This window comes from Intestinimonas sp. (assembly GCF_026169115.1).
Classification (GTDB): Bacteria; Bacillota; Clostridia; order Oscillospirales; family Oscillospiraceae; genus Intestinimonas.
In genome coordinates, this window is sequence record NZ_JAPFEA010000154.1 from 1 (window position 1) to 14,037 (window position 14,037).

Annotated in this window: 14 protein-coding genes; all 14 read right to left on the reverse strand. The window is 63.4% G+C overall.

Annotated features, from left to right (window positions below):
- Positions 1–187, reverse strand: a 187-nt coding sequence (locus Q0Y09_RS12905; RefSeq protein ID WP_297722534.1) for a hypothetical protein, incomplete at its 3' end; no start/stop codon positions are given.
- A 132-nt stretch (positions 188–319) separates the two neighbouring features.
- Positions 320–1,369 carry an acyltransferase gene (locus Q0Y09_RS12910; protein ID WP_297722537.1) on the reverse strand — a complete coding sequence of 350 codons (1,050 nt, stop codon included), beginning with the start codon at positions 1,367–1,369 and terminating at the stop codon, positions 320–322.
- A 325-nt stretch (positions 1,370–1,694) separates the two neighbouring features.
- Positions 1,695–3,224 (reverse strand): peptidoglycan DD-metalloendopeptidase family protein, encoded by a 1,530-nt coding sequence (locus Q0Y09_RS12915; protein ID WP_297722540.1) that lies wholly within the window; start codon positions 3,222–3,224, stop codon positions 1,695–1,697.
- 417 nt (positions 3,225–3,641) lie between these two features.
- Positions 3,642–4,265 carry an S-layer homology domain-containing protein gene (locus Q0Y09_RS12920; RefSeq protein WP_297722543.1) on the reverse strand — a complete coding sequence of 208 codons (624 nt, stop codon included), beginning with the start codon at positions 4,263–4,265 and terminating at the stop codon, positions 3,642–3,644.
- A gap of 499 nt (positions 4,266–4,764) precedes the next feature.
- The gene (locus Q0Y09_RS12925; protein WP_297722546.1) at positions 4,765–5,034 is read right to left on the reverse strand and encodes a pro-sigmaK processing inhibitor BofA family protein; all 270 of its coding nucleotides are present in this window, start codon (positions 5,032–5,034) and stop codon (positions 4,765–4,767) included.
- On the reverse strand, positions 5,031–5,288 hold the full coding sequence (locus Q0Y09_RS12930) for a DUF2508 family protein (RefSeq protein WP_297722549.1): 258 nt from the start codon (positions 5,286–5,288) through the stop codon (positions 5,031–5,033). Before Q0Y09_RS12930 ends, Q0Y09_RS12925 begins: the two co-directional genes overlap by 4 nt.
- Before the next feature lie 383 nt (positions 5,289–5,671).
- A complete protein-coding gene (locus tag Q0Y09_RS12935; RefSeq protein WP_297722552.1) occupies positions 5,672–6,511 on the reverse strand; it encodes a zinc dependent phospholipase C family protein in 840 nt (279 codons plus the stop codon).
- Positions 6,512–6,664: 153 nt separating this feature from the next.
- Complete coding sequence (locus Q0Y09_RS12940) at positions 6,665–7,366, reverse strand: ABC transporter ATP-binding protein (RefSeq protein WP_297722554.1); 702 nt, start codon at positions 7,364–7,366, stop codon at positions 6,665–6,667.
- Positions 7,367–7,370: 4 nt separating this feature from the next.
- Positions 7,371–8,195 carry an ABC transporter ATP-binding protein gene (locus Q0Y09_RS12945; protein WP_297722616.1) on the reverse strand — a complete coding sequence of 275 codons (825 nt, stop codon included), beginning with the start codon at positions 8,193–8,195 and terminating at the stop codon, positions 7,371–7,373.
- A gap of 32 nt (positions 8,196–8,227) precedes the next feature.
- On the reverse strand, positions 8,228–9,307 hold the full coding sequence (locus Q0Y09_RS12950) for a branched-chain amino acid ABC transporter permease (RefSeq protein ID WP_297722557.1): 1,080 nt from the start codon (positions 9,305–9,307) through the stop codon (positions 8,228–8,230).
- A 10-nt stretch (positions 9,308–9,317) separates the two neighbouring features.
- A complete protein-coding gene (locus Q0Y09_RS12955) occupies positions 9,318–10,190 on the reverse strand; it encodes a branched-chain amino acid ABC transporter permease (protein ID WP_297722561.1) in 873 nt (290 codons plus the stop codon).
- Between the two features lie 170 nt (positions 10,191–10,360).
- Positions 10,361–11,557, reverse strand: a complete 1,197-nt coding sequence (locus Q0Y09_RS12960) for an ABC transporter substrate-binding protein (RefSeq protein WP_367184391.1) — start codon at positions 11,555–11,557, stop codon at positions 10,361–10,363.
- A gap of 125 nt (positions 11,558–11,682) precedes the next feature.
- The gene (fabG, locus tag Q0Y09_RS12965) at positions 11,683–12,417 is read right to left on the reverse strand and encodes a 3-oxoacyl-ACP reductase FabG (protein WP_297722566.1); all 735 of its coding nucleotides are present in this window, start codon (positions 12,415–12,417) and stop codon (positions 11,683–11,685) included.
- A gap of 368 nt (positions 12,418–12,785) precedes the next feature.
- Positions 12,786–13,928 (reverse strand): acyl-CoA dehydrogenase family protein, encoded by a 1,143-nt coding sequence (locus Q0Y09_RS12970; RefSeq protein ID WP_297722568.1) that lies wholly within the window; start codon positions 13,926–13,928, stop codon positions 12,786–12,788.
- Between the last annotated feature and the right edge of the window lie 109 nt (positions 13,929–14,037).

The window sequence follows — 14,037 nt, forward strand, 5'->3', positions numbered from 1 at the left end:
CGGCGTAGCCCAGATTGGTCACCGCGCCGGTCTCCTCGTCGGCGGAAGGATCGATCCCGCAGTGCACATCGTTGGTGTGCAGGATCACGATCTTCCCGCTCTCGCTCTCTTCCGCCGCCAGGGCAGGCGCAGCCAGGCCCATCACCATGGCCGCCGCCAGAAGCAGCGCGAGCATCTTTTTCTTCATTTTCCCGTGTTCCACCTTTCTGTTCCAGGATCAGGGGCAAAATATTCCCCTGTTTGGATACACTATAATGGTAACAAAGTGGTGACAAAATTACAAGACCGTCCCGCGGATTTCTTTGCCGGGGTGGCGTGCTCAGACGGGGACGCCCCGGCGGGAGAAGGCCCGAAACAGGGGCGGGAGCACCGCCCGGAAGAGCCGGGCCCGGAGGGCGTCGACGCCGGCGCAGACCAGAAAGATACCGGCGGCGGTAAGCAGGACCACAGGCAGGAGGGCCGGGGCAGGGAGGAGCGCATAGCCCCGGAACAGCCCGGCAAGCAGGAGATTCCACACCGAGGGGTGGGTGTGGATGAGGTAGACGCCGAAGGAGAGGGGGGAGAGCCGGGCGATCCACCCCAGAGCTCCGGGGCTGCGGATGGAGAGGCTCCGGAAGGCCAGTACCAGGCAGAGGGCGGCTCCCAGCACCGTGGGGGAGGTATAGCTGAGGAAGAGGCCCCCACGGGGGAAACCGGGCAGGAGCCGGGCGAGAGCGGTGAGAAGGACGCAGAGAAGATAGCCGGCGAAGTACCGGCCAGGCCGGCTGGGGCGTTCCTCCCCCAGGAAGCGCAGGCAGCCGCCGATCAGGAAAAGAAGGCACAACCACAGGGTGCTGTACCCCGCCTTGAGGAAGAAGAGGTCCCGGCCGGCGATGAGGGGGAGAAGGCAGAACACCCCAAGGACAGCGGACAGGAGCTGCTTTATCTGAGTCCGGGAGAGAGATTCCAGGAGGATGGTGAGATAGGGGGCGAAAAACTGGAGGGCGAAGTAGGCGGTAAAGTACCAGTACTGCTGCCGCATGACGGGGAAACAGGCGGCCAGTACACTGCGGAAGCTGGTGGAGCCGGGCAGAAGGAGCTTGAAGAGCAGGGTGATACCGGCGGAGGAAAAGGCCACCTGGGCCCAGAGCTCCACGCACCGCCGGAGGGAGAGCTTCCGGCTGTGGGCCACATAGCCGCTGACCATGCCGAAGCAGTTCACCGCGCAGTAGCAGGCGCTCTCCAATCCCCAGCCCAGGGCCCACCTGAACGTGCCCTGGGGCAGATCAGCCAGCACGCCGCCCTGCCCCAGCACATGGAGGACCACCACCATGAGCATGGAGACCATCCGAAGCAGATCAATGCCGCTGTTGCGCTGTTGTTGTTCCATGGGAGACACCTCCGCAGTTTTTTCTCCAGCTGCTGCGCTGTGAATACCGGCGCGGCTTTGGTGATCCGGATGGCCCGGGCTGTCCACCACTGCTTTGGAGACCGGTCTCTATCCATTATATCGAATCGGAGTCTATTTTTGTGACAAAGGTCGGAAATTAGATAAAAAAATTTCCGTTCTTCACGCTGCGGGGGAAGCCATCGGTCTGCGCTCTCCACGACCCGCGTCTATAGCCGTGCTCAGGACGACCAATCCGTGGACTGGAGCTTGATGAAAAAAGCCGGGCGGTATCCAATGGATACCGCCCAGCAGAGGACTTACCTGTTCAGTTGAGGTAGGCGGAGGGGTTCACCGACGTGCCGTTGATGCGGATCTCGAAGTGGCAGTGGCTGCCGGTGGAGCGGCCGGTGGAGCCGGCCTTGGCGATGGTCTGCCCCTGGTAGACCTTGTCGCCGGCGGAGACCAGCAGCTTGGAGTTGTGGCCGTAATAGGTCTTTTCCCCGTTGCCGTGGTCGATGATGACCAGGTAGCCGTAGCTGCCCTTGTAGCCGGCAAAGGTGACGGTGCCGCCGTCGGAAGCCTTGACGCTGGTGCCGTAGGGGACGGCGATGTCCAGGCCGGAGTGGTAGCTGTAAGAGCCGAAGATATACCGGTAGCCGAACCGGGAGGTGATGTTGCCGTACACCGGCCAGATATAGTTGCCGGTGGGGTACCAGGTGGGCCGCTCCTTGGTGCCCACGGCCACCACCTTTTCGGTGGCCTCACGGACGGTGGTGGAGGAGGTGATGTTCCGCTCCCGCTCCACGCCGTTGACATAGGTCACATCGGCGGTCACCAGGGCCTCGCCGGGGACGCCGGCGTCCAGCACCTTGGATTCGCCCTGATACATGCTGCTATCCTCCACCTCGCGGACAGGACAGGCGATGGCTTCGGTATAGGTGAGGGCGTCCACGGTCTCCACGCCCAGGAAGGGGATCTCTTCCTTGATGTTGAGGATCTGGCCGATATAGAGCCGGTTGATGTCCACATCCGGGTTGAGGGCCTCCATCTCGGCCATGGTCATGCCGTTGTCAAAGGCCAGGGCCATGAAGGTATCACCCTTCTGGACCTCGTAGGTAGTCTGTCCGTTGGTGTTGGCGGTGAGGGCGGCCATGATGGAGGCGGCGTCCTGCTCCGCGTCAGCGGCGATATACTCCTGAGTGATGTGGACCTTCTTGGTGTAGTCCACCGAGATGGTGTTCTCGTTGACATAGGGGGCGGCCAGGTCGTCCAGGAGCTGGTCCAGGACGGCGCGGTCGGCGACGGCTCCTGCAAACTGCCCATCCACGGTGAGGACGTAGTCCTTCTTGATGGCGCCGATCTGGTCAAAGAGGTAGTTTTCGATGTCAGCGGCAGGGGTGAGCTCGTTTCGCTCCACCAGGGCCGAGGAGTAGGTGATGGTGTGGCCCAGCTCATAGTCATAGCCCAGGATCTTGCTGGCCCGGTCCTCCACCCGCTCGGCGGCCCGCTCATAGACGGCCCGGTCCCGGATCACGCCCACGTCGGTGCCGTCTACGGTGACCACGTAAGCGGGAAGGTACATGGTGCCCACGATGGCGGCCACGCCGATGACGGCGCTGAGGGCCAGAAAGGGCAGGGGAGCCATCTTGGGCTTGCCGGCGATGGCTGAACTGGCCCGGTGGTAGACCCGGGCTCCCTGGCGGCGGAGCACCTGGCTCCGGGCGCTGGCGGCGTCCATAAACTGGGAAAAACGCTCCTTCAGGCGCTCGGCCCTCTCTCCCCCGGCGGGGGTGGAGCCTTTGCGCTGTCGACGGCGCAGCAGTTCTCTCTGTGGGGAATGCAGGATCTCATCCATGCAGGTGATGCCTCCCTTGCACGATTCTCAGAAATTCCGACGGAAATAGTCGGATAAAAGTAACAGATCAAACCTAAATGATTACAAAAGGTTACAAAAGCATGATACACGCTTTCCGGCGGTCAGTCAAGTTCTTTTTGGTCGAATCCAGTCGTCGGTTATAGCACTTATTGTCTGCAAAAAAGTGCCGATATAATATGTTTGCGGGAGAATTCTGCATCTTTTACCTAAGATAGGACCTAAAAGACAGGGGCTTGACGTCCGGGGTAGCTGGGAAATTCGTGATTTTGCCGTAACATTCCTGTAACATAGGAAGAACGCTGTCCGTCCGCAGCGGACAGGTTGCATGGCAAAAAGGCCCACCCGCCGGCAGGGCCGGCGGGTGGGAGTGAGGGGCGGAGCCGGGCGGAGCGGAGCTCAGCCCACTGCGGGAGTCATGAGCCGCTGAAGGATGACCGCCAGCTGGGCCCGGGTGGCCGGACCGGCGGGCTCCAGGCTGCCGGCGTCGGTGCCGGTGATGAGACCGGCCCCCACTGCGTGGGCCATGCCGTCCAGGGCCCAGTCGTGGACGCTGTCCACGTCGTTGTAGAGGTCCAGCACGCCGTTGGCCAGCTCATGGCCGGCCTGCTGGCTGTACCGGTAGAGGAAGACGGACAGCTGTTCCCGGGTGACGATGCTGCCGCCGCCGAAGGTGCCGTCCCCCAGACCGGAGGCGATCCCCGTCTCCTGGGCCCAGGCCACGGCGTCGGCGTAGTAATACCAGTCCTCCACGTCGGAAAAGGCCGCCGGCGCGGCGGGGTCCGGGCTGCCGGCCAGACGCCACAGAACAGCCATCACCATGCCGCGGGTGACCTGTTCGTCGGGGGAGAAGGAGGCGGAGGTGGTGCCGTTCATGATGCCGGCGTCAGCCACGGTATTCACAGCCTGGGCATACCAGGCGTCGGAGGGCACATCGGAAAAGGCGGCGGCGGAGACGGGCAGGACGGCGCCGACGGTCAGCGCCAGGGCCAGAAGGCACGGACGGAGGATTCGTTTTATCATGGAGAAGTCACCTGCTTTTCTCTGTCTGCGCCGGCGGAGCCGGCGGGAATGGTCTTTGAAGCAGGCTACATTTTACCGCACTTTTGTTTCTAATCTGTGAACAAACGCGAAAAAAGAAGAAAGGCCCCGGTCAGAGACCGAGGGCCGCAGCTTGTCGAAAAAGCAGAAATACCTCAAATTTTGTGCAAGAGCCTCGCAGAGTTCCGTCGTCCGAAGACGACGGAAGAAAATAAGATCTGTTTTTTTCAAGGACATGTGCCTTGAAAAAACACTGCTCAGCCTGCAAGCGTGCGAGTCGGGGCCCCAAACAAAGCCCGGCGAAGCGGCTTTGTTTGGGAGAGGAGGGCTAGGAAAGCGGAACGATGCCTGGCCGCCAGGCCGGGATGAGCGGCGTGGACTTTGCCCCGACGAAGTGCGACGCAGCAGGCTGTAACTCTTCGAAAAAATGCTTGCATTTTTGAGAGAGCCTGTCGACTTTGTCGACAGGCTCAGGCCCCCGTCAGAGACCGAGGGCCCAGTTGAGAAGGAGGAGCAGGCCGAAGCCCGGAGCGCCCAGCAGGGCCAGGACCAGGGCGTTGGCCAGATTGATGCCCAGGGCGCAGCCCAGCGGGGCGCCCAGGGGGCTGAAAGCCGCCAGCGCTCCCAGGGAGACCAGGGTGCGCAGGCAAAGGCGGCCCAGAAAGCGGATGGGGGCCCGGAGCAGGAGGAGGACGCCCACGGCGGTCAGGCCCACCAGCAGCCAGGGCAGGGTGCCGCTCAGGGCGGTCATCTGCCCTCCACCTGCCCCTCCAGGCCCTTGACCCGGCGCAGCAGATAGGCGTACCGGGCCTGGAGGGCGTTGATCTCAAAGACATAGGACTCGATGAGGTCGGGGTCGTCGGTGCCGTTGAACCCGGCATAAGCCTGATTGATGAGGACCCGGGTCCGGTCCAGGCCCTCCTTCAGGGCCCGCAGCTCCCCTTCCCGTACGCTCTCCCCCCGGCGGCGAAAGAAAAATACCTTTTTACGCGCGGCCTCCACCATGGCAGCGCCTCCTTTCTGGCTGGTCCTGTTTTCACTTCTATGCCTATTCTGGACAAATATGACAGGCTCTATACCAGAAAATGGGTGAATCGTCCGGACCGTCCGGGACATACTAAGCTCGGACAGGCCGAACGGCAGTCCGCTGGACACAGAGAAAACCTCTCCTTTTAAGCCGGTGCCGGGTGGCGTCACCCTCAGGCGAAAGGCGAAAGGACAGGGCGGCTCTCCCGACGGAGGGGGCCGACGGCGGATCCGGGCAGCGTCCTGTCCCACGTTCCGGGCCGGTCCCGGCTGGGGACATCTCCCCGGCCAGAGGGACCGGGCACGGTAAAGGACCCGCCGTCAGCAGAGCTGACGGCGGGTCCTCAGCATATCGTTCTCCTTTAATAAGCGGGGGCCGAGGTGGGAAGGCGGTGAAAGCCCTCCCGGGGCAGGAGCCCCTTGAAATCCCGGTCCAGCCAGGGGTCCAGGGCGGCGCCGGTCTCCACCGCACGGAAAAAGCGGGCGATCTGAACGGCGGTCTCGGGGATGGTATCGGCCAGGCGGCGGGTCAGAAAGGCGTTGCTCCGGACAAAGCGGCGCTGGGAGTCGGCGGTGAGGAAGACCCCCTTGAGGGCCCGCAGGACGGGCAGGGAGCCCACCAGCCGGTTGGCCGGCTGGCTGAGCCTGTGGCCGGAGAGGTGGGCAAAAAAGGCGGTGTCTCTGCACATGGTGCGGTAGCCCTCCTCCACTTGCTCCGGGGAGGCGCGCCGGTAGGCTCGAGCGGCGGCGGCGAAGACCTCGGGCCCGGGCGGCGGGGGCAGGTAGGACCGGCCCAGGGCGGTCAGGCCCGCCCGCTCCATGAGGAGCCGGTCAAACTCGGCCTCCATGGCCAGATGGGTGAGGTCGCCGGTGTCGGCGGTCTGGTCCACCCACTTGTGGCAGGCGTGGTCCAGAGCCAGATGGCACAGGAAGCCGGCGGCATAGCCCGCGGCCATGGGCAGCCCCTCCTCCAGGGCGCTGCGGAGCCCCTCGAAGGCGGGCAGGGCGGACCGGGCGTGCATGGTCATGCCCTCCCGGCGGACCGGGTTGGGCCGCCCCACCCGGTAAAAGAAGAGCGGATCGGGGCCCAGGCAGCCCAGGTCAAAGGCGGGGCGTTCCCGCTCCAGGCGCAGGGCCAGGGGCCGGGGCAGCCGGTCCAGGCACTGGGCGCCGAAGGTCAGATGGGCAAAGTAGTTGGGCATGGGCGCTCTCTCCTTCTTGATGAGACGGGGGACGGGTGGATCTCGGAGGATATTTTATCACCATTTCCGCCCGGTGCAAAGGGAAATATTCGCCAAAAAAGGATGCCCGGCGAATGGTTCGCCGTCCGTAGGCGGTGGAATCAAATGAAGTCCTCAGCCGCCCAGATAGGCTTTTTTCACGGCTTCGTCGGCCAGCAGGGCTCTGCCGGGGCCGGTGAGGGTGATGTGGCCGGTCTCCAGCACATAGCCCCGGTCGGCCACGGAGAGGGCCATCTGGGCGTTCTGCTCCACCAGGAGGATGGTGGTGCCCGCCTTGTGGAGCTGCTGGATGATGTCGAAGATCTGCTCCACCAGGATGGGGGCCAGACCCATGGAGGGCTCGTCCAGCATCAGGAGCTTGGGGTTGGACATGAGGGCCCGGCCCATAGCCAGCATCTGCTGCTCGCCGCCGGACAGGGTGCCCGCCACCTGTTTCCGCCGCTCCTTCAACCGTGGAAACTGCTCGTATACCCGCTCCAGGTTGGGGGGGATGGTGGAGGCGGGCTGGGTAAAGGCCCCCATCTCCAGGTTCTCCTCCACCGTCATGTGGAGGAAGACCCGGCGGCCTTCCGGGACCTGGGCCAGGCCGTGGGCCACCAGCTTGTCGGGGGGGACCGTACTGATATCCTTGCCCATAAACTCAATGGAGCCGGTACGGGAGCGCAGCAGGCCGGAGACGGTCTGGAGGGTGGTGGACTTGCCGGCGCCGTTGGCGCCGATGAGGGTGACGATCTCCCCGTCGTTGACCTCAAAGGACACGTCCTTGATGGCGTGGATGGCGCCGTAATAGACATTGATGTTGTTGACCTTCAGCATGGCGTCAGCCCTCCTTCTTCTGGGAGCCCAGGTAGGCTTCCACCACCTTGGGATTGGCCTGGATCTCGGCGGGGGTGCCCTTGGCGATGACCTGGCCGAAGTTGAGCACGCAGATGCCCTCGCAGATGCCCATGACCAGGTTCATGTCGTGCTCGATGAGCATGATGGCGATCTGGAAGGTGTCCCGGATCTTGAGGATGTTCTCCATCAGGTCGGCGGTCTCAGAGGGGTTCATGCCCGCCGCCGGCTCGTCCAGCAGCAGCAGGGAGGGATTGGTGGCCAGGGCGCGGATGATCTCCAGCCGGCGCTGGGCGCCGTAGGGCAGGCTCCCGGCATGATGGTTGGCCAGGTCCTCCATCTCGAAGATGTGGAGGAGCTCCATGGCGCTCTCGTGGGCCAGCTTCTCCTTCTTCCAGTAGTTGGGCAGGCGGAGGACGCCGCTCCACATGGGGTAGCGGATCTGGTTGTGGAGGCCGATCTTCACGTTGTCCTCCACCGTCAGCTTGTCAAAGAGCCGGATGTTCTGGAAGGTACGGGCGATGCCCGCCTTGTTCACCTGGACGGTGTTCATGCCGTGGGTGTCCTTGCCGTCCAGGAGGATGGTGCCCCGGGTGGGCTGGTACACCTTGGTCAGCAGGTTAAAGACGGTGGTCTTGCCGGCGCCGTTGGGGCCGATGAGGCCGGCGATCTCGGTGCGGCCCACGGTGAGGTTGAACTCGTTGACAGCGGTCAGGCCGCCGAAGTCGATGCCCAGGTGCTGGCACTCCAGAATGGGGGGCTTATCCACGTCCCGCTCAGGGACGATGGAGTGGCTGGGCACCGGCACCATTTTGGTGGGCTGCTTGTTTTTCAGACGCTCGTTCACTGTGCCGCGCCTCCCTTCTGCGCTTCTTCCTTCCTGGCCCTGCGCCCCGAGAAGGTGAACAGGCTCCGGAGGGTGGGGTTGTTGGTGACCAGCATCACCAGGATGAGGACGATGGCGTACACCAGCATCCGGTACTCGTCCAGGTCAAAGGTGCGCAGCAGCTCGGGCAGGTAGGTGAGGAAGGCGGCGGCGATGATGGAGCCCCGGATGTTGCCGATGCCGCCCAGCACCACGAAGACCAGAATGAGGATGGAGGTGTTGAAGTCGAACTTCTTGGGGGCCAGAGAGGAGTAATTCATGGCGTAGAGCACGCCGGCTGCCCCCGCCAGCACCGCGGAGGTGACGAAGGCGGTCAGCTTGTACTGGGTGGCGCCGATGCCCACGCTCTCGGCGGCGATGCGGTTGTCCCGCAGGGCCATGATGGCGCGGCCAGTCCGGCTGTGGATGAGGTTGAGGGCCACGGTGAGGGTGATGAGGATGAGGATAAAGCCGGCGGTGAAGGTGGCCAGCTTTGTGTTGGCGGTGAAGCCCATGGGCCCCTTCAGGATGGCGGTGCCGCCCTCCTCCAGGCCGAGGGCCATCTCATTTTTCAGGGAGAAGTGGAGGCCGTTGGCGTCCACGCCCACATAGAGCACGTTGAAGATGTTGCGGATGATCTCACCGAAGGCCAGGGTGACGATGGCCAGATAGTCGCCCCGGAGGCGGAGCACCGGCACGCCCACGATGACGCCGGCCACGCCGGCCAGCAGCGCGCCGATGACCATGGCCACCACCAGCCGCAGGGTGTCGTTGGGGATGATGCTCTGGAGGGAGATGGCGGCCACCACGCCGGAGAAGGCGCCCACGCTCATGAAGCCGGCGTGGCCCAGGCTCAGCTCGCCGGAGATGCCCACCACCAGGTTGAGGGCGATGGCCATGACCACATAGGCGCAGATGGGCACCAGCTGGCCCCGGATGGAGGAGGACAGCATTCCGCCGCCCCCCAGCACCTGGAGGATGACGAAGGCGGCGATGACGATGCCGTAGGTGATGGAGTTGTTGACCAGCCGCTTGCGGCTGGGAGTTAATTTCTTCATGTCCGCCACCTCAGACTTTCTCGCGGACGGTCTTGCCCAGCAGACCGGCGGGCTTGACCAGCAGCACGATGATGAGCACGGCGAAGACCACCGCGTCGGAAATGTTGGTGTTGATGACCTTGGCAAAGGTCTCGATGACCCCCAGGAGGATGCCGCCCAGCATGGCCCCGGGGATGGAGCCGATGCCGCCGAAGACGGCGGCGGTAAAGGCTTTGATGCCGGGGAGAGAGCCGCTGGTGGGGATCAGGCTCTTGTAGCTGGAGAAGAGCAGGGCGCTGGCGATGGCGGCCAGGGCGGAGCCGATGGCGAAGGTCATGGAGATGGTGCGGTTGACGTTGATGCCCATGAGCTGGGCGGCCTCCTTGTCCTCGGAGCAGGCCCGCATGGCCTTGCCCATCTTGGTCCTGCCGGTGAACCAGGTGAGGGCCAGCATGATGACCACGCAGGCGATCACCGTGACCAGGGAGACATAGGTGATGTTCACCCCTTCGATGGGCAGGGAGCCCTCGGGGATGACGGAGGTAAAGACCTTGGGGTCGGCGCCCCACAGCAGCAGGGCGGCGTTCTGCAAAAAGTAGCTCACGCCGATGGCGGTGATGAGGACGGCCAGGGACGTGGCCTGGCGCAGGGGCTTGTAGGCCAGCCCTTCGATGACCACGCCCAGAACGGTACACACCACAACGGCCAGCAGGATGCCCACCAGGGGGGGCAGGCCGAAGCTGCCGCAGGCGAAGAAGATCATGTAGGCGCCCACCATGATGACGTCGCCGTGGGCAAAGTTCAGCATCTTGGCGATGCCGTATACCATGGTGTAGCCCAGGGCGATGATGGCGTAGACGCTGCCCAGGCTGATGCCGGTAATCAGATTGTTGAGGAAGCTCAAACCATTCACCTCTCTTTAGTGTTCTCTCAGGGGCGCTGTATGGCAGAAACATCAGCGGCCCTGATGGGGCTGCGGATGTGTCCGCCATACAAACGGAGTATACGGGGAAAAGCGGGCCGCCGGTGCGCCGGCAGCCCGCTTTTGTTCTCCTGTCAGCGGATGCTGGGGACTTACTGGGTGACGTACACGCCGCCCTCGACCTTGACCACCACGGGGGCCTTGGTGACCTCGCCGTTTTCAGCCCAGCTCATGCCGGTGCCGGTGAGACCGTCCACGCTGAAGCCGTCGGCGGTGAACTGGGCGATGAGGGCGTCGCAGACCTCCTCGGCGCTCATGTCGGCGGTGATGCCGGCGGCGGTGCAGGCCTCGTAGATGGCGTACATGCAGTCATAGCCGTCAGCGGCGAACTGATTGGGCAGACCGCCGTAGGCTTCCTGGTACTCGGCGACGAAATTGACGGTGCGCTCGTCCTCGGCCCAGGCGTTGAAGGGGGTCATCAGCATCAGGCCCTCGGCCAGGGACTTGTCAAAGCCCTCCAGGTCCAGGATGCCGTCCATGCCGTCGCAGCCGAAGAAGGTGGGGGCGTAGCCCATGCTCTTGGCCTGGCTGAGCACCAGGGAGGCGGGATTGTAGTAGATGGGCATGAACACCAGGTCAGCGCCGGCGTCCTTGGCGGCGGAGAGCTGCACGTTGTAGTCGGTGTTGCTGTCGTCGGGGAAGGTCTGAACGGTGACGATCTCCAGGCCGATCTCATCGGCAGTGGCCTGGAAGGAATTGTAGATGCCGGTGGAATAGGGGTCGCCGTTGTTGTAGATGATGGCCACCTTGGTACCAAGGCCGTTGTCCTTGATGTAGTTGGCGGCGGTGATGCCCTGGTTGGGGTCGGTAAAGCACACCTGGAACACGTTGTCCTTGCCGGCGGTGACATCGGTGGAGGAGGCGGAGGGGGTGATCTGGAAGTAGCGGTCGCTGTTGGTCTCGGCGGCCACGGCCACACAGGGGCCGGTGGTGGTGCAGCCGTAGATGATCTGAGCACCGTTGTCCTTCAAGGTATTGTAGGCGTTCAGGGACTTTTCGGTGTCGCCCTCGTCGTCCTGGGAGTCCAGAGCGAGCTGAAGGCCGCCCAGGGCGTTGATCTCCTGAATGGCGATCTCAGCGCCCTGCTTGGTGGCCTGGCCGTACACGGCGTTGGAGCCGGTCAGGGGACCGATGCCGCCGATCAGGATGGCGCCGGCGGGGGAGCCGGACTCGGGAGCGCCGGACTCGGCGGGAGCGGGGGCGTTGGCGGAGCCGCCGCCGCAGCCGGCCAGCATGGACAGGCCCAGCGCGCCAGCCAGTGCAAGAGACAAAGCGCGATTCATTTTCATAGTAAAACCTCCTTTAGGTTGTTGACAATTATAAGCCCATGCCTCGTAAATTGTCAACCGTCGATTTGACTAACAAAAGGAGAAAAATATGTCAAAACTATGAACAAAAGCCACAATGTCCGCGCTCAGAGGAAGCCACCGTCCACGCCGATGACCTGTCCGGTGAGGAAAGCGGCCTCCGGGGAGGCCAGAAAGAGGAGGGTGCTGGCCACGTCCTCTGGGGTCCCCAGCCGGCCCAGTGGGGTTTCCTCGGCCAGCTCATGGAGGGCCTGGGGGCCCAGATGGGCGTTCATTTGGGTGTCTATGACCCCGGGGGCCACGCAGTTTACGGTGATGCCGGAGGGCCCCAACTCCTTGGCCAGCGCCTGGGTCAGGCCGATGACGCCGGCCTTGGCGGCGGAATAGGCCGCCTCGCAGGAGGCGCCGGAGCGGCCCCACATGGAGGAGACGGTGAGGATGCGCCCGGTCTTCCGGGAGACCATGTGCCGGTAGACCGCCCGGCAGCAGTAGAAGACGCCGTCCAGGTCGGCTCCCATCAGGGTCCGCCACTCCCGGTCACTCATGTCACAGAGCAATCCGGTCCAGGAACGGCCAGCATTGCATATCAGAATGTCAAGTTGACAAAAATTATCCAACACATTGTCAACCATCTGCCGGACCTGTTCCGGGTCGGAGAGGTCGGCCTGGACGGTCATAACAGTATGGCCGGCGGCGGTGAGGGCGTCTGCCAGGGCCAGGGCCTCGGACTCGGAAGTATGGTAGTGGATGGCCACGGCATACCCGGCGGCGGCGAAGGTCCGGGCGGCGGCGGCGCCGATGCCGCGGGCGGCGCCGGTGATGAGAACGGTCTTTTGCTCCATGAAAATCTCCTTTCCCGGCGGGGCCGGCGGTATAGGGATAAGTATAGCAGACGGCAGACGCTTTGGAAAGCGCTCCCAGAAGAAAGATGGCCGGACGATCTGATCGGGATCGTCCGGCCGAGCCTATCGAAAAAGTGGAGCCACGCAAAGTAAGCCACGGGGGAAAAGTGTGAAAGGGGGGCGGTGAGCCCCCACTTTCGCGTTCAGTCAGGAACTTTTTCGATAAAATCGAAAAAGTCGTCAGCTTGTCGAAAAGCCCCAAGGGGCTTTTCGACAAGCTGATGGCCGGACGATCTGATCGGGATCGTCCGGCCATCGTGCTGGGAAGGTCGTGTTGAGTGCGTTGGGTAAAAGGAAGGAAGAGGTCTTTAGCGGAAGAGCTGACCGCTGATGACCAGCTTCTGGATCTCGTTGGTGCCCTCGTAGATCTGGGTGATCTTGGCGTCGCGCATCATGCGCTCCACATGGTAGTCCTTCATGTAGCCGTTGCCGCCCAGGAGCTGGACCGCCTCGGTGGTGACCTCCATGGCCACGTTGGTGCAGGTCATCTTGGCCATGGCGGCGGGGACGGTATAGGGCTGGCCCTCCTCCTTGCAGATGGCGGCCTTGTAGAGCAGCAGCTCGGCGGCCTGGATCTTGGTCTGGAGCTCGGCCATCTTGAAGGCGAGGTACTGCTGCTTGGCGATGGGCTTGCCGAACTGCTGGCGCTCCATCATGTACTTCCGGGCGATCTCAAAGGCGCCCTTGGCAAGGCCCAGGCCCTGGGCCGCCACGCCGATGCGGCCACCGTCCAGGGTCTTCATGGCCAGCTTGAAGCCCTCGCCGGGCTGGGCGATCATGTTCTCGGCAGGGACCCGGACGTTGTCCAGGTGCATGTCGGAGACGTGGGCGGAGCGGATGCCCATTTTGTCCTCCACCTTGCCTACGGTGAAGCCAGGGGTGCCCTTCTCCACCACAAAGGCGGCCATGCCCTTGGTGCCCAGGGCGGGGTCGGTGAGGCAGTAGACGACGGTGTAGTCGGCCAGCGGGCCGTTGGTGTTAAAGCACTTGGAGCCGTTGAGGACGTAGCTGTCCCCGTCCTTCACGGCCACGGTCTTCTGCCCGGCGGCGTCAGAACCGGCAGTGTGCTCGGTGAGGCCGAAGGAGCCGATCTTCTCGCCGTAGGTGATGGGGGCCAGGAATTTCTTCTTGATCTCGGTGGGTGCGGAGGAGTTCATGATGCTGCCGCCGTAGAGGGAGGTATCCACGGAGAAGGCGATGCCGAAGGCGGCGTCTACCTTGGAGACCTCTTCCACAGCCAGGATGTAGCTGAGGTAGCTGCCGCCCAGGCCGCCCACCTCGGTGGGGTAGGGAAGGCCGTAGATGCCGGTCTTGCCCAGCTTTCGGAAGGCGTCCAGAGGGAATTCGCTTTTTTCGTCCCGCTCCCGCACGCCGGGGAGAAGCTCCTTCTCCGCAAAGTCACGGGCGAGCTGCTGGAGCTGCTGCTGGTCCTGAGAAAGGGCAAAGTTCATAGGGCACGTCCTTTCGTCTGTCTGATGGCTTGTCGGGTCGCTTGGTGGGAAAATGGCTGGGTGAATGAAGCAGTGTGGGATATAGTTCACAATCAAAATAGTTTTGATG

Bases quoted from the DNA above. Each gene is read 5' to 3' on its own strand.
- Q0Y09_RS12915 (WP_297722540.1), bottom strand. From the start codon at position 3,224: ATGGATGAGATCCTGCATTCCCCACAGAGAGAACTGCTGCGCCGTCGA.
- Q0Y09_RS12950 (WP_297722557.1), bottom strand. From the start codon at position 9,307: ATGAAGAAATTAACTCCCAGCCGCAAGCGGCTGGTCAACAACTCCATC.
- Q0Y09_RS12970 (WP_297722568.1), bottom strand. From the start codon at position 13,928: ATGAACTTTGCCCTTTCTCAGGACCAGCAGCAGCTCCAGCAGCTCGCC.
- Q0Y09_RS12920 (WP_297722543.1), bottom strand. From the start codon at position 4,265: ATGATAAAACGAATCCTCCGTCCGTGCCTTCTGGCCCTGGCGCTGACC.
- Q0Y09_RS12940 (WP_297722554.1), bottom strand. From the start codon at position 7,366: ATGCTGAAGGTCAACAACATCAATGTCTATTACGGCGCCATCCACGCC.
- Q0Y09_RS12935 (WP_297722552.1), bottom strand. From the start codon at position 6,511: ATGCCCAACTACTTTGCCCATCTGACCTTCGGCGCCCAGTGCCTGGAC.
- Q0Y09_RS12925 (WP_297722546.1), bottom strand. From the start codon at position 5,034: ATGACCGCCCTGAGCGGCACCCTGCCCTGGCTGCTGGTGGGCCTGACC.
- Q0Y09_RS12960 (WP_367184391.1), bottom strand. From the start codon at position 11,557: ATGAAAATGAATCGCGCTTTGTCTCTTGCACTGGCTGGCGCGCTGGGC.
- Q0Y09_RS12910 (WP_297722537.1), bottom strand. From the start codon at position 1,369: ATGGAACAACAACAGCGCAACAGCGGCATTGATCTGCTTCGGATGGTC.
- fabG (WP_297722566.1), bottom strand. From the start codon at position 12,417: ATGGAGCAAAAGACCGTTCTCATCACCGGCGCCGCCCGCGGCATCGGC.
- Q0Y09_RS12945 (WP_297722616.1), bottom strand. From the start codon at position 8,195: ATGGTGCCGGTGCCCAGCCACTCCATCGTCCCTGAGCGGGACGTGGAT.
- Q0Y09_RS12930 (WP_297722549.1), bottom strand. From the start codon at position 5,288: ATGGTGGAGGCCGCGCGTAAAAAGGTATTTTTCTTTCGCCGCCGGGGG.